Consider the following 16,314-nt stretch of genomic DNA (forward strand, 5'->3'; position numbering starts at 1 on the left):
GGGAACTAGGAGATTTCTAGATCTTTGTCGATCAGATCGAAGATGTCGTCGACCGTGGCGTCCTCCAACTCCCGCTGCGCGTCGCGCTTGCGCCGGGCGTCGTCGGCCGCTTCGGCCCCGTCGTCGCCGACCGCCCGCGTGCCGCCGGCGTTCACCAGCGACAGCAGTTCCTGCAGGCGGGTGCGGACCCTGGCCCGGACCGTCTCCTCGTCGGCGGTGGCCGTGGAGATCACCGTCTCCAGCCGGTCCAGCTCGCTGAACACCGAGACCTCCGGCGTTCCGGCGCCGCCGCCGAGCTCGTCCGCGAGGTAGCGGGCGATGGCGAGCGGGGTCGGGTGGTCGAAGACCAGCGTGGCGGGCAGGGTCAGGCCGGTGTCGGCGGTGAGCTTGTTGCGCAGCTCCACCGCGGTCAGGGAGTCGAAGCCCAGGTCGCGGAAGGGGAGGTCGGGTTCCACGGCGGTGACGTCGGCGTGGCCGAGGACGGCCGCGGCGTTCGCGCGCACCGTGTCCACGAGCAGCCGCCGCCGTTCCTCGTCCGAGGGCAGGGCGGACAGCTTCGCGAGCAGGGTCGGCTGCTCGGTGTCGGCGGCCTCCCCGGTGGCCGGCTCGTCGGCGAACGCCGCCGCCACCTCCGGCAGGTCGCCCAGCAGCGCGCTCGGGCGGCTGATCGTGAACGGCACGATGAACCGCGCCCAGTCCACGTCCGCCACGGTGACCTGCGTGTCCCCGGCCTCCAGCGCGCGACGCAGCGCGGAGAGCGCCCGCGCCGGTTCGAGGGCGGTCAGGCCGCGCAGCCGCAGCCGGTCCTCGTCCCCGGCGTCCGCGACCATGCCGCCGCCGCCCCACGGGCCCCAGGCCACGGCGGTGGCCGCCAGGCCGCGGGCCCGGCGGTGCCGCGCCAGCCCGTCGAGGTAGGCGTTCGCCGCGGAGTACGCGGCCTGTCCGCCACCGCCCCAGACGCCGGAGATGGAGGAGAAGAGGACGAAGGCGTCCAACTCCCGGTCCCCCAGCAGCTCGTCCAGGTGCGCGGCGCCCGCCGCCTTGGCGGCGACCGTCGCGGCGAACTCCTCGGCGTTCGTCTCCATGAGCATCCCGGCCTCGGCGGTACCGGCGGCGTGCACGACCGCGCGGATGTCCGGGTGCCGGTCGAGCAGCGCGGCGAGCGCTTCCCGGTCGGCGACGTCGCAGGCCGCCAGGGTGACGCGTGCGCCCTGGGCCTCCAGTTCGGCGCGCAGTTCGGCCGCGCCCGGCGCGTCGGCGCCCCGGCGGCTGGTGAGGACGAGGTGCTCGGCACCCGACCCCGCCAGCCAGCGGGCGACATGCCCGCCCAGCGCACCCGTACCACCGGTGATCAGCACCGTGCCGCGCGGCGACCACGAACGCTTCGCCGGCACGTCACCGGCGCGCCCGAGGCGACGCACGAAGGTGCCGTCGGCACGCACCGCGACCTGGTCCTCGTCCGACTGCGACAGCACCGCCACGAGTCGGCGCGCCACCCGCTCGTCCACGACCTCGGGCAGGTCGACCAGACCGCCCCAACGCGCCGCGTGCTCCAGTGCGACCACCCGGCCCAGCCCCCACACCAGGGACTGCCCCGGCCCGGCCGGGACATCGGCGGAGCCCACCTGGACGGCGTTGCCGGTCGCGCACCACAGCGGTGCGTCGAGGCCCGCGTCGCCCAGCGCCTGGACGAGCAGCAGCGTCAGAGCCGTCCCGCGCGTCGGCACCGGTCCGGCTTCGCTGCCGGGCGCGGCGTCGGCCGCCAGGAGGGACAGCACCCCGGCGACGGGGGCGCCGGAGGCGGCGGCGGTGAGCTGGGCGGCCAGCTCCTGACGGGTGGTGTCCGGGGCGATCGGGACGGGGACGAGGGTGAGACCGCTCGCGCTTCCCTGTGTTTCGAGGGCCTTCAGGCACGCGGTCACCCACGCGTCGTCTTGCGTGCCGGCGCTCAGCGGGACGAGCCAGGTACCCGGCTGGCCCGACTCCACTCCGGCGGCGGTCCGGTCGGCGAGTCGCTTCCAGGTGATCTGGTAGCGCCACGCGTCGGTGGCCGCCTGCTCCTTGCGCTGCCGCCGCCAGGCGGACAGGCGCGGGAGGACGTCGCTCAGGGCGTCGTCGGGCCGGATGTCCAGCGTGCCGGTCAGGCCTTCCAGGTCTTCGCGTTCGACCGTGGCCCAGAACTCGGCGTCCACCGGGTCGGTGCTGGTGGCGGCCGTCTGCTTCGCTGCCGTCACGTCCACCCAGTAGCGCTCGTGCTGGAACGCGTAGGTGGGCAGGTCGACGCGCTGGGCGGCGGCAGGGAAGAAGGCCTGCCAGTCCGGCGAGACGCCGTGCGTGTGGAGCTGGGCGAGGGCCGTGGTCAGAGCCTGGGGCTCGGGGCGGTCGGTGCGGAGGGCGGGGACGGTGAGCGCGTCGGCGTCGGGCAGGCAGCCCTGCGCCATGGCGGTCAGGACCCCACCCGGGCCGATCTCCACGAAGGTCGATACGCCCAGGTCGTGCAGGGTCTGGATGCCGTCGGCGAAACGGACGGCCTCGCGGACGTGGCGGACCCAGTAGTCGGCGGTGTAGGGCTCGGCCAGTTCTCCTGTCACGTTGGAGACGACGGGGATGGTCGGCTCGGCGTACGACAGGCCGCGTGCTACGGCCGCGAACTCGTCCAGCATCGGGTCCATCAGCGGCGAGTGGAACGCGTGGCTGACCTTCAGGCGGGAGGTCTTACGGCCCTGAGCGGTGAACACCTCCGCCACCGCTGCCGCAGCGTCCTCGGCACCCGAAATGACCACCGACTGCGGGCCGTTGAGCGCCGCGATGCCCACCTCATCGGTCAGGTGCGGCAGGACCTCGTCCTCCGTCGCCTGGATCGCGATCATCGCGCCACCGGACGGCAGCGCCTGCATCAGGGAGGCACGAGCGGAGACGAGCTTCGCGGCGTCGGCCAGGGTGAGGACCCCCGCCACGTGGGCGGCGGCGATCTCACCCACCGAGTGCCCGGCCACATAATCCGGCCGAACCCCCCACGACTCCAGCAACCGGAACAACGCCACCTCGATGGCGAACAGCGCCGGCTGCGTGAACCCGGTCTGGCTCAGATCGTCCGCGTCCACATCCACGGCCACGTCCAGATGCGCGCACACCTCGTCATACGCGGCGGCGAACGCCGGATAGGCGGCATACAACTCCCGCCCCATCCCGACCCGCTGCGAACCCTGCCCGGAGAACAGGAACCCGACCTTGCCCCCGGACGGACGCCCGACCACCACACCGGCCGACGAGGTCTCCCCCGCCGCCAAGTGACGCAGCCCGTCCAGCAGCTCATCCCTGGACTCGCCCACCACAGCAGCCCGCGACCGCAGCGCGGCACGCGAGACCGCCAGCGAGAAACCGACGTCCACCGGGGACACCTCACGGCCACTCAGGTGCTGCAGCAACCGCCCCGCCTGAGCACGCAGCGCCGCGTCCGTCTTCCCGGACAGCACCCACGGCAGCGCGGCAGGAACGGCGGGGGCGGCGGCCGGGACCGGCTCGGTGGCTTCCGCCGGGGTATCGGCGGGGGCCTGCTCCAGGACCACATGCGCGTTCGTTCCGCTGACGCCGAAGGAGGAGACGGCGGCCCGGCGCGGGTGGCCGGTCTCCGGCCAGGGGATGGGCTCCGTCAGGAGCTTCACCTCACCCGCGGACCAGTCCACGTGCGGCGTCGGCTCGTCCACGTGCAGGGTCTGCGGGAGGACGCCGTGGCGCATGGCCATGACCATCTTGATGATGCCGCCGACACCGGCCGCCGCTTGGGCGTGCCCGATGTTGGACTTCAGGGAGCCGAGCCACAGCGGGTGGCCCGGTTCCCGCTCCTGGCCGTAGGTGGCGAGTACGGCCTGCGCCTCGATCGGGTCGCCCAGCGTCGTGCCCGTGCCGTGCGCCTCGACCGCGTCCACCTCGGCGGCCGAGACACCGGCGTTCGCCAGGGCCGCGCGGATGACGCGTTGCTGGGCGGGGCCGTTCGGGGCCGTGAGGCCGTTGGACGCGCCGTCCTGGTTGACGGCGGAGCCGCGGACGACCGCCAGGATCTGGTGACCGTTGCGGCGGGCGTCGCTCAGCCGCTCGACGAGGAGCATGCCGACGCCCTCGGCCCAGCCCGTGCCGTCCGCCCCGGCCGCGAACGCCTTGCAGCGTCCGTCGGCGGAGAGCCCGCGCTGACGGCTGAACTCCACGAAAGCGCGCGGGGTGGACATGACCATCACGCCGCCGGCCAGTGCCATGGAGCACTCGCCGTTGCGCAGCGCCTGGGCCGCCCAGTGCAGGGCGACCAGCGAGGACGAGCACGCGGTGTCCACCGTCACCGCCGGGCCCTCAAGCCCGAAGGTGTAGGCGATGCGGCCGGACATCACGCTGGCCGAGTTGCCGGTGCCGAAGAAGCCGTCGGAGTCGTCGATGGCCTGGAGGGCGTGGGTCGCGTAGTCCTGGTAGCCGGAGCCGACGAAGACGCCGGTGTGGCTGCCGCGGACCGCTTCCGCGTCCAGCCCGGCCCGTTCGAACGCCTCCCAGCTCGTCTCCAGCAGCAGCCGCTGCTGCGGGTCCATCGCGACCGCCTCGCGCGGCGAGATCCCGAAGAACCCGGCGTCGAACTGCCCGGCCTCGTAGAGGAATCCGCCCCGTCGGGTGTAGGTCTTCCCCACGGCGTCCGGATCGGGGTCGTAGACACTGTCTACGTCCCAGCCCCGGTCGTCCGGGAACTCCCCGACCGCGTCCGTCCCGGACCGCACCAGCTCCCACAGGTCCTCGGGCGAGCCCACGCCGCCCGGGAAGCGGCACGCCATCCCGACGATGGCCAGGGGCTCGTCCTCCACGGGAGCGGCGACGGGGCCGGTGGCCGTCGGGGCGTCGGGCAGGTGACCGGTGAGTTCCGTGCGCAGGAGCCGGGCGACGGCGTGGGCGTTCGGGTAGTCGAAGACCAGGGTCGGCGGGAGGCTGAGGCCGGTGTCGGCGTTCAGCACGTTCCGCAGTTCGACGGCGGTGAGGGAGTCGAAGCCCAGGTCCTTGAACGCCCGGTCGGCCTCCACGTCCGTGGTGTCGCGGTGACCGAGGACGGCGGCGGCGTGGCCGCGTACGAGGTCCACGAGCGCGGTGAGCTGTGCCGCCTCGGACTGGCCGGCCAGACGCTCGGCGAGCGGGGAGGCCGCCACAGCCGTTGTTCCGGTGCCGTGGGACCCGGCCGCCGGGTCCTCCTTCGTCCGCTGCGCCTCCGCGAGGTCGCCGAGCAGCGGGCTCGGGCGGCCGAAGGTGAACGGCGGCAGGAAGCGCGCCCAGTCGACGTCGGCGACGGTCGTGGTGGGCTCGCCGGACTCCAGCGCCCGCCGCAGCGCCGACACCGCGAGGTGCGCGGGCATCGGGATCAGGCCGCGGCGCCGCAGGCGTTCCGCCGCGCCGTCGCCCTCGGCCATGCCGCCGTCGCCCCACGGGCCCCAGGCCACCGCCGTGGCGGGCAGGCCACGGGCCCGGCGGCGGGCGGCGAGGCCGTCGAGGGCCGCGTTCGCCGCCGCGTAGGCGGCCTGGTGGCCGCTGCCCCAGACGCCCGCGATGGACGAGAAGAGGACGAACGCGTCCAGCTCACGGTCTCCCAGCAGTTCGTCCAGGTGGACGGCGCCCGCGACCTTGGCGGACAGGACGTCGGCGAAGGCGCCCGGCGTCATGGTGGGCAGCGGGTCGAGCTGGTCCACACCGGCGGTGTGGACGACCGCGCGGATGTCCGGGTGCCCGTCGAGCAGTGACGCCAGGGCTTCGCGGTCCGCGACATCGCAGGCGGCCACGGTCACCCGGGCGCCCAGGGCCTCCAGTTCGGCGCGCAATTCGGCCGCGCCGGGCGCGTCGGCGCCCCGGCGGCTGGTCAGCACCAGGTGCTCGGCACCCGACTCCGCCAGCCAGCGGGCGACGTGCCCGCCCAGCGCACCCGTACCACCCGTAATCAGCACCGTGCCACGCGGCGACCACGGGCGGTCGCCGCCGCCGGTACGGCGGGTGGTCGTGACGCGGGACAGCCGGCGCCCGTACACGCCTTGGGCGCGGATGGCGATCTGGTCCTCGGCGGGGACGGTCGGGGCCGTGGTGGCCGGGTGTCCGGCGCCGGGCTGATCGTCGGCCATCTGGCCAAGGAAGGTGGACAGGCGGCGGACCGCCCGGTCGTCGATCGTCTGCGGCAGGTCGATCAGACCGCCCCAACGCGCCGAGTGCTCCAGTGCGGCCACCCGTCCCAGGCCCCACACCGCGTGCTGGGCGGCGCTCGGCTGCTCGTCGGCGCGGCCGGTGGCCATGGCGCCCTTGGTCAGCGCCCACAGCGGGGCGTCGATGTCCGTGTCCCCGAGCGCCTGCACCAGCAGGAGGGACAGGACGGTGCCGACGGAGGCCGCCGGGTGCTCCGGGTGCGGGCGTTCGTCCGCGCCGAGGAGGGAGATCACGCCGGTGAGCGGCGGGATCGGAGTCCGGGCGTCGTCCTCCGGGTTCCGCGGGGCGTTTGCCGCCGCGTCCCGGAGTTGGCGTCCGAGAGTGTCCCGGTCGGCGGCCGGGTTCAGGACGACGGTCAGCAGGCGCGCGTCACCCGTGGTGAGGCCGGCCTGAACCGTCTCCACCCAGTCGCTCTCGACGAGTTCGTCGGTGACCGCCAGCAGCCACGTGCCGGAGAGCGTCCCGTCGGCCCCCTGGCCGGTCAGCGGCTTCCAGGTCTCGCGGTAGTGCCAGCCGTCCACCGCGGACTCCTCGCGCCGCTGCCGCCGCCAGGCGGACAGGCGCGGGAGCACCGCGTCGAGCTGCTCGGCCGGGAGGTCGAGAGCGGCGGCGAAGGACTCCAGGTCCTCACGCTCCACCGTCTCCCAGAACTCCGCGTCGACGGTGTCCACGGCCTCCCCGGCCGTCTCGCCATCGGGCGCGGCGGACAGCAGCCAGTAGTCCTGCCGCTGGAACGCGTACGTCGGCAGCGCCGCCCGCCGGGCACCACGACCGGCGAAGAAGCCGGACCAGTCCACCGGCACCCCGTGCACGTGCGCCTGGGCCACGGCGGCGGTGACCGCCTCGGGCTCCGCCCGGCCGGTGCGCAGGACGGGCACGGTCACCGCGTCCGGGATGACGGACTGGGTGAGGGCGGTCAGGACGCCACCGGGGCCGATCTCGATGAAGGTCGTCACGCCCAGGTCGTGGAGCGTCTGGATGCCGTCGGCGAAACGGACGGCCTCGCGGACGTGGCGGACCCAGTAGTCGGCGGTGTAGGGCTCGGCGAGCGCGCCCGTGACGTTGGAGACGACCGGGATGGTCGGCTCGGCGTAGGACAGATCGCGGGCGATGGCCGCGAACTCGTCCAGCATCGGGTCCATCAGCGGCGAGTGGAACGCGTGGCTGACCTTCAGGCGGGAGGTCTTGCGGCCCTGGGCGGTGAACACCTCAGCCACCGCTGCCACAGCATCCTCGGCGCCCGAGATCACCACGGACTGCGGGCCATTGAGCGCCGCGATCCCCACCTCGTCCGTCAGGTGCGGAAGGACCTCGTCCTCCGTCGCCTGGATCGCGATCATCGCGCCGCCGGAGGGCAGGGCCTGCATCAGCGAAGCCCGCGCGGAGACGAGCTTCGCGGCGTCGGCCAGGGACAGGACCCCGGCGACGTGCGCCGCCGCGATCTCGCCCACCGAGTGCCCGGCCACGTAATCCGGCCGAACCCCCCACGACTCCAGCAACCGGAACAACGCCACCTCAATGGCGAACAACGCCGGCTGCGTGAACCCGGTCTCGTTCAGCCGGCCTTCCAGAGCGCCGCTGTCCGCCTCGTCACCGTCAAGGGCGCCGAACACCACATCGCGCAGCGGCCGTTCCAGATGGCCGTCCAGATGCGCGCACGCCTGGTCGAACGCCTCGGCGAAGGCCGGGTACGCCGCGTACAGCTCGCGGCCCATGCCGAGCCGCTGCGAGCCCTGGCCCGAGAAGAGGAAGCCGACCTGGCCGGTGTGGGCGCGGCCCAGGACGACGTCCGAGGCGGGGGTCCCCGCGACCAGTGCGCGCAGCCCGGCCAGGAGAGCGTCCCGGTCGTCGCCGATCACCGCGGCGCGGTGGTCGAGGGCGGCGCGGGTGGTGGCCAGGGAGTAGGCGAGGTCGGCGGGTGAGGGCTGCCGGGCGGCGTCGTTGCCGGGCACCTCGTCTCCGGCCAGGGGCTCCCCGGTCTCGGGGTTCCCGGCCGGGCGCTCCAGGTGGCTCAGCAGGCGTTCCGCCTGGGCCCGCAGGGCCGCCTCGGACTTGCCGGAGAGAACCCAGGGGATCACCCCGGCCGACACCGACGCCACCGCATCCGACGACACCGGCTGCTCAACCGCAGCAGCAGCGTCCTCCACCGGCGCCTGCTCGATGATCGTGTGCGCGTTGGTGCCACTGACACCGAACGACGAGATCGCGGCCCGACGCGGACGATCGCCCTCCGGCCACTCCATCGCCTCCGTCAGCAGCCGCACCGCGCCCGCCGACCAGTCCACATGCGGCGTCGGCTCCTCGGCGTGCAGCGTGCGCGGCAGCTCACCGTGCCGCATCGCCATGATCATCTTGATGATCCCGGCCACGCCCGCCGCCGCCTGGGCATGCCCGATGTTCGACTTCAGGGAGCCCAGCCACAGCGGCTGGTCCGCGTCCCGCTCCTGCCCGTACGTCGCCAGCAGCGCCTGGGCCTCGATCGGATCACCCAGCGTCGTCCCCGTGCCGTGGCCCTCCACCACGTCCACGTCCGACGCCGACAACCCACCCGACGCCAGCGCCGCGCGAATGACACGCTGCTGAGCCGGACCGTTCGGCGCCGTCAGACCGTTCGACGCACCATCCTGATTGACGGCCGAACCACGAACGACCGCCAGCACCTCGTGCCCGAGTCGCCGAGCGTCACTCAGCCGCTCCACCAACACCACACCGACGCCCTCGGCCCACCCCGTGCCGTCCGCGTCGGCGCCATACGCCTTGCAGCGGCCGTCCGGCGACAGACCGCGCTGACGGCTGAACTCCACGAAGGCGGCCGGTACGGCCATGACGTTGACGCCGCCCGCGATGGCCATCGTGCTCTCGCCGTTGCGCAGCGACTGGATGGCCAGGTGCAGGGCGACCAGCGAGGAGGAGCACGCGGTGTCCACCGTCACCGCCGGGCCCTCAAGACCGAAGGTGTAGGCGACCCGGCCGGAGACGACGCTCGCGGCGCCACCCGTGAGCAGGTGGCCCTCGACGCCTTCGGGGACCTGCGGGAGGCCCGCGCCGTAGCCCTGGTAGGACATGCCGACGAAGACGCCGGTGCGGCTGCCGTGCAGCGAGGACGGGTCGATGCCGGCCCGCTCGAACGCCTCCCAGGAGGCTTCGAGCAGCAGCCGCTGCTGCGGGTCCATCGCCAGCGCCTCGCGCGGCGAGATCCCGAACAGTCCGGCGTCGAAGGCGCCCGCGTCGTAGAGGAAGCCGCCGTCGCGGGCGTAGGTCTTGCCGGGGACGCCCGGGTCGGGGTCGTAGAGGTTCGCCAGGTCCCAGCCGCGGTTGTCGGGGAACCCTGAGATCGCGTCGCCACCGGAGGTGACGAGGTCCCACAGGGCCTCGGGCGAGTCGACGCCGCCGGGCAGGCGGCAGCTCATCGCCACGATGACGATCGGGTCGTCGTCCGCCGCGGCGACGGGCGCGAGGGCCGGGCCGGCCTCGGTGGCGGACGAGCCCAGCAGGCCCTCCCGCAGGAAGGCGGCCAGCGCCTTCGGGTGCGGGTAGTCGAAGACTAGGGTGGTGGGCAGGGACAGGCCGGTGTCGGCGGTGAGCTTGTTGCGGAGTTCGACGGCGGTGAGGGAGTCGAAGCCCAGGTCCTTGAAGGCCCGGTCGGCGCGCATCTCGTCGGTGCCGTCGTGGCCCAGGACCGCCGCCGCGTGGGTGCGGACGAGGTCCACCAGGGCCCGGTCCTGCTCGGCGGCCGTCAGGGCGGCCAGCCGTTCCGCCAGCGGTGAGCCGCCGGTGCCGGTGGTGCTCGGCGCGGTGGACTCCAGCGCGCGGCGCACCTCCGGCAGGTCGGAGAAGAGCGCACTCGGACGGGCCATCGTGAACGGCCCGACGAAGCGGTCCCAGTCGAAGTCCGCCACCGTCACGGCGGTCTCGTCGGCGCCCAGCGCCTGCCGCAGGGCGGAGATCGCCAGCGCGGGCCGCATCGGCGGCAGGCCGCGGCGGCGCAGCATGGCTTCGCCGTCGCCGACGTCGGCCATGCCGCCGTCCGCCCAGCCGCCCCACGAGACGGCAAGGGCGGTCCGGCCGTGGGCGCGGCGGTGTTCGGCGAGGGCGTCGAGGTAGGCGTTGGCCGCCGCGTAGGCGGCCTGGCTGGCGCCGCCCCAGATGCCGGCGCCGGAGGAGAAGAGGACGAAGGCGTCCAGTTCGCGGTCGCCCAGCAGCTCGTCCAGGTGGCGGGCGCCGTCGACCTTCGCGGCGAGGGTGGCGGCGAACGCGGCCGGGTCGGTGTCCGCGATCAGGGCGTGGTCGCCCACACCGGCCGCGTGGACCACGGCGTCCACCGGGTGCCGGTCCAGCACCTCGGCGAGCGCGTCCCGGTCGGCCGCGTCGCAGGCGGCGAGGGTGACCCGCGCGCCCAGTTCCTCCAGTTCGGCGCGGAGTGCGTCGGCGCCGGGGGCCTGCGCGCCCCGGCGGCTGGTCAGCACCAGGTGCTCGGCACCCGACTCCGCCAGCCAGCGGGCGACGTGCCCGCCCAGCGCACCCGTACCACCCGTGATCAGCACCGTGCCGCGCGGCGACCAGGGTCGGTCGCTGGTACGGCCCCCGGCCCGCACGAACCGGCGGCCGAAGACGCCGGAGGTGCGGATGGCCACCTGGTCCTCGGGGACGGCACTCTCACCGGCCGGGAGCCGCCCGCCCGCTGCCTGCTGGGGGAGTACGCCCTCCGTCTGGGCGAGTACGCCCTTCGTCTGGGTGAGCACGCCGACGAGGCGGGCCGCCGCGCGGGCGTCCAGCGTGTCGGTTTCGGGGAGGTCGACCAGACCACCCCAACGCCGCGGGTACTCCAGCGCCGCCGACCGGCCGAAGCCCCACACCTGCGCCTGCCCCGGCCGGATGCGCCGGTCGGCGCGGCCGGTCGTCACCGCGCCGCGGGTCGCGCACCACAGCGGCGCGTCCAGGTCCGCGTCCTCCAGCGCCTGGACGAGGAGCAGCGTGGCGGCGAGGCCCTGCGGGAGGGAGGGGTGGTCGCGGGACGGGGACTCGTCATCGGCCAGCAGGGACAGGACACCGGCCGGCGGCTCGGCACCCTGCCGCTCCTTGACGGCCGTCAGGGCGTCGGTCAGCGCCTGGCGGTCCACTCCCGGCTCGACCGGGAAGGGCACCACGTGCAGGCCGCGTTCGGTCAGCGCGGTCTCGACGGAGGCGACCCACTCGTTCCGTTCTTCGGTAGCGGGAATGGCCAGCAGCCACGTCCCCGGGTCGCCGCCCTCGGGCAGCGTCCCGAGCGGCTTCCAGGTGACGCGGTACCGCCAGCCGTCCACCACCGAGTCCTCGCGCCGCTGCCGGCGCCAGGCGGAGAGCCGGGGCATGATCGCGGCCAGCGACTCGTCCGCCCCCACGCCCAGCGCCTCGGCGAGCGATTCGACGTCCTCCCTCTCCACGGACTCCCAGAACCCGGACTCCGCCGCGTCCGCCCCGCTCACCGCGACGGCCGCCGCGTCGTCCTGCCCCTCCAGCCAGTAGCGCTTGCGCTGGAAGGCGTACGTCGGCAGCGCGACGCGGCGCGCGCCCGGGAAGAAGGGCGCCCAGTCGACGGGGGTGCCGTGGGCGTGCAGGTGGGCGAGAGCCGTGGTCACGGCCTGCGGCTCGGGGCGGTCGGTACGGAGGGCGGGGACGGCGAGGATGTCGGCGTCGGGCAGGCAGCCCTGCGCCATGGCGGTGAGGACGCCGCCGGGGCCGATCTCGACGAAGGTGATGACGCCGAGGTCGTGGAGGGTCTGGATGCCGTCGGCGAAACGGACGGCCTCGCGGACGTGCCGGACCCAGTAGTCGGCGGTGTAGGGCTCGGCGAGTGCGCCCGTGACGTTGGAGACGACGGGGATGGTCGGCTCGGCGTAGGACAGTCCACGGACGACGGCCGCGAACTCGTCCAGCATCGGGTCCATCAACGGCGAGTGGAACGCGTGGCTGACCTTCAGAAGGGAGGTCTTCCGGCCCTGGGCGGTGAACACCTCCGCGATCGCCGTAACAGCCGCTTCCACCCCGGAGATGACCACCGACTGCGGGCCGTTGAGCGCCGCGATGCCCACCTCATCGGTCAGGTGCGGCAGGACCTCGTCCTCCGTCGCCTGAATCGCGATCATCGCGCCACCGGAGGGCAGCGCCTGCATCAGGGAGGCACGAGCGGAGACGAGCTTCGCGGCGTCGGCCAGGGTGAGGACCCCCGCCACGTGGGCGGCAGCGATCTCACCGACCGAGTGCCCGGCCACGTAATCCGGCCGGATACCCCAGGACTCCAGCAACCGGAACAACGCCACCTCAATGGCGAACAACGCCGGCTGCGTCACCCCCGTCGGCGTCAGGTCCTCCACATCCACGGCCACGTCCAGGTGCGCGCACACCTCGTCGTACGCCTCGGCGAAGGCCGGGTACGCGGCATACAGCTCCCGCCCCATCCCGACCCGCTGCGAACCCTGCCCCGAGAACAGGAACCCGACCTTGCCCCCGGACGAACGGCCGACCACCACACCCGACGCCGAGGTCTCCCCCGCCGCCAAGTGACGCAGCCCCTCCAGCAGCTCGTCCCGGTCGGCGGCGACCAGCACGGCGCGCTCCTCGAAGGGGGCGCGGGTGGCGAGGGAGTGCCCGATGTCGGCGGGGTGCCAGTCGGGGAGGGTGTCGAGGTGCTGGGCCAGGCGTTCGGCCTGGGCGCGCAGGGCGGCCTCGTCCTTGCCGGAGAGGACCCACGGGAGCGGCCCGGCCGACGACACCGGCTGCTGCTCAACCGCTGCAGGAACGTCCTCCTCCGGCGCCTGCTCGATGATCGTGTGCGCGTTAGTGCCACTGACACCGAACGAAGAGATCGCGGCCCGACGCGGACGGTCCGCCTCCGGCCACTCCACCGCCTCCGTCAGCAGCCGCACCGCGCCCGCCGACCAGTCCACATGCGGCGTCGGCTCCTCCGCATGCAGCGTCGGCGGCAGTTCACCGTGGCGCATCGCCATGATCATCTTGATGATGCCCGCGACACCGGCCGCCGCCTGCGTGTGTCCGATGTTGGACTTCAGGGAGCCGAGCCAGAGCGGCTGGTCCGCGTCCCGCTCCCGGCCGTACGTCGCCAGCAGCGCCTGGGCCTCGATCGGGTCACCCAGCGTCGTCCCCGTGCCGTGGCCCTCCACCACGTCCACGTCGGCAGCCGACAACCCACCCGACGCCAGCGCCGCCCGAATGACACGCTGCTGAGCCGGACCGTTCGGCGCCGTCAGACCGTTCGACGCGCCGTCCTGATTGACGGCGGAGCCACGGACGACCGCCAGCACCTCATGACCATTGCGCCGGGCATCGCTCAGCCGCTCCACGAGCACCACGCCGACGCCCTCGGACCAGCCGGTCCCGTCCGCGTCCGCGCCGAACGCCCGGCACCGGCCGTCCGGGGACAGGCCGCGCTGACGGCTGAACTCCACGAAGACGTTGGGCGTGGCCATCACCGTCACGCCGCCGGCGAGCGCCATCTCGCACTCGCCGTTGCGGATCGACTGGATGGCCAGGTGCAGGGCGACGAGGGAGGACGAGCAGGCGGTGTCGATGGTGACCGCCGGGCCCTCAAGACCGAAGGTGTAGGCGACGCGGCCGGACACGACGCTGGACGCGCCGCCGACCAGGCGGTGGCCCTCGACGCCCTCCGGGGTCTGTCGCACGTCGGCGCCGTAGCCCTGGTAGGCCATGCCGACGAACACGCCGGTGCGGCTGCCGCGCAGCGCGGCCGGGGTCAGCCCCGCCCGTTCGAACGCCTCCCAGGAGGATTCGAGGAAGACGCGCTGCTGCGGGTCCATGGCCAGCGCCTCGCGCGGCGAGATGCCGAAGAAGGCGGCGTCGAAGTCGGTGGCGTCGTGCAGGAAGCCGCCGTCGCGGGTGTAGGTGGTGCCGACGCGTTCGGGGTCGGGGTCGTAGAGGCCGTCGATGTCCCAGCCGCGGTTCTCGGGGAAGCCGGAGATCGCGTCGCCGCCGGAGCGGACGAGGTCCCACAGGGCCTCGGGCGAGTCGACGCCGCCGGGCAGGCGGCAGCTCATCGCGACGATGGCGATCGGGTCCTCGTCGTCGTCATGGGCGGTGCGCACGGAAAGCGCGTGGGCCCCGGCGGGCGTGGCCCCGAGCAGTTCCTCATCCAGGAAGGCGGCCAGCGCGGCCACGTTGGGGTGGTCGAAGACGAGGGTGGGGGGCAGGGTGAGGCCGGTCGCCGCGTTGACCTTGTTGCGGAGTTCGACGGCGGTGAGGGAGTCGAAGCCGAGGTCCTTGAAGGCCCGTTCCGGCTCGATGTCGGACGCGTTGGCGTGGCCGAGGACGGCGGCGACGTGCGCCTGGACGAGTTCCCGCAGCGCCGCCGCGCGCTCGGCCTCGGAGAGGCCGGACAGCCGGGCCATCAGCGGAGACGCGTCGCCCGTGCTTGCCGACTCCTGCACCTGCCGGGCCTCGGGCAGCTCGGAGAACAGCGTGCTCGGACGGGCCAGAGTGAACGGCTCGATGAACCGTTCCCACTCGATGTCGGCGACGACCAGGGCGGCGGGCCGGTGCCCGGCACTCGCCGTACCGCCGTCGCTCGCCCCACTGCCTCCACCCACCGCACCGCCGTCGCCCACCGCGCGCCGGACCACGGACGCGGCCAGGCGCGGCGGCAGGGTGCGGACGCCGCGTCGGCGGAGCTGCGCCTCGTCGTCGTCGGTGACCATGCCGCCGTCGGCCCACGGGCCCCAGGCGAGGGCGGTCGCGGCGAGGCCGCGCGCCCGGCGCCGGGCGGCGAGCGCGTCCAGGTGGGCGTTGGCCGCCGCGTAGGCGGACTGCATGCCGCTGCCCCACACGCCGGCGATGGACGAGAAGAGGACGAAGGCGTCCAGCTCGCGGTCGCCCAGCAGCTCGTCCAGGTGGCGGGCGCCCTCGACCTTCGCGCGCAGGGTGCGGGCGAAGTCGGCGGCCGTCAGCTCGTCCAGCGGGCCGAACTGCCCGGCTCCGGCGGCGTGCACGACGGCGGTGAAGGAGTGCTCGGCGAGGAGCGCGGCCACGGCGTCGCGGTCGGCGATGTCGCAGGCGGCCAGGGTGACCCGGGCGCCCAGGGCCTCCAGTTCGGCCTTCAGCTCGGCGGCGCCGGGGGCGTCCGGGCCCCGGCGGCCGGTCAGGACCAGGTGCTCGGCACCGGCTTCGGCGAGGTCGCGGGCGAGGTGGCCGCCGAGCGCGCCCGTGCCGCCGGTGATCAGTACGGTGCCGCGCGGCGTCCAGGGCGCGGCGGTGCCGCGCGGGGCGCGGACGAGCCGGGCGGCGAAGACGCCGGAGGCGCGGATGGCGAGCTGGTCCTCGCGGGCCGCGGCGGGCTGGCCCTCGCGGGCCCCCGCGGGCTGGGTGAGGGCGGCGACGAGGCGACCGGCCGTCCGGTCGTCGATCGTCGCGGGCAGGTCGATCAGCCCGCCCCACCGGCCCGGGTACTCCAGGGCGGCGGCCCGGCCGAAGCCCCAGACCTGCGCCTGCTCCGGGCGCACCGGCTCGTCGTCGGGGCGGCCGGTGGCCACCGCGCCGTGGGTGACGCACCACAGCGGCAGGTCGAGCCCGGCGTCGCCCAGCGCCTGGGTGAGCAGGACGGTGCGGGCGAGGCCCTGGGTGAGGGTGGGGGCGTCGGAAGCGGTCGTCTCGTCGTCGGGGAGGAGAGAGATGACGCCCGCGAGCGCGGCGGCTTCAGCGTCAGTCTCCCCGTCCACGTCTCGTGCCTCGTCCCCAGCCCGTACCGCCTGCGCGGCCTCCGTCAGAAGACGGGCCAACGTCGGCCGGTCGGCGTTCGTCCCGACCGGCACCGGGACCAGCCGCACGCCCTGCGCGGTCAGCGCCTCCCCGACCGACGCGGCCCACTCGCTCCCCTCGGGAGCGGCGAACAGCCAGGTCCCCGGCCGCTCCCCCGCCAGCATCCGGCCCACCGGCTGCCAGGTCATGCGGTAGGACCAGCCGTCCACGGCGTTCCGCTCGCGCCGCTGCCGCCGCCACACGGACAGCTTCGGCACGACGACGTCCAGTTCCTCGGCGCTCAGCCCCAGCGTGCCGGCCAGCGCCTGCGCGTCCTCCCGCTCCACGCTCGCCCAG

The 16,314-nt window shown here is 74.4% G+C and carries 1 protein-coding gene; it reads right to left on the reverse strand.

The window, feature by feature from the left end; translation table 11 throughout:
• Positions 1 to 5: 5 nt before the first annotated feature.
• A complete protein-coding gene (locus ABZX96_RS32570) occupies positions 6 to 16,304 on the reverse strand; it encodes a type I polyketide synthase (RefSeq protein ID WP_355551357.1) in 16,299 nt (5,432 codons plus the stop codon).
• Positions 16,305 to 16,314: the final 10 nt, after the last annotated feature.

The organism is Streptomyces sp. NPDC003077, from assembly GCF_040611095.1.
Lineage (GTDB): Bacteria > Actinomycetota > Actinomycetes > Streptomycetales > Streptomycetaceae > Streptomyces.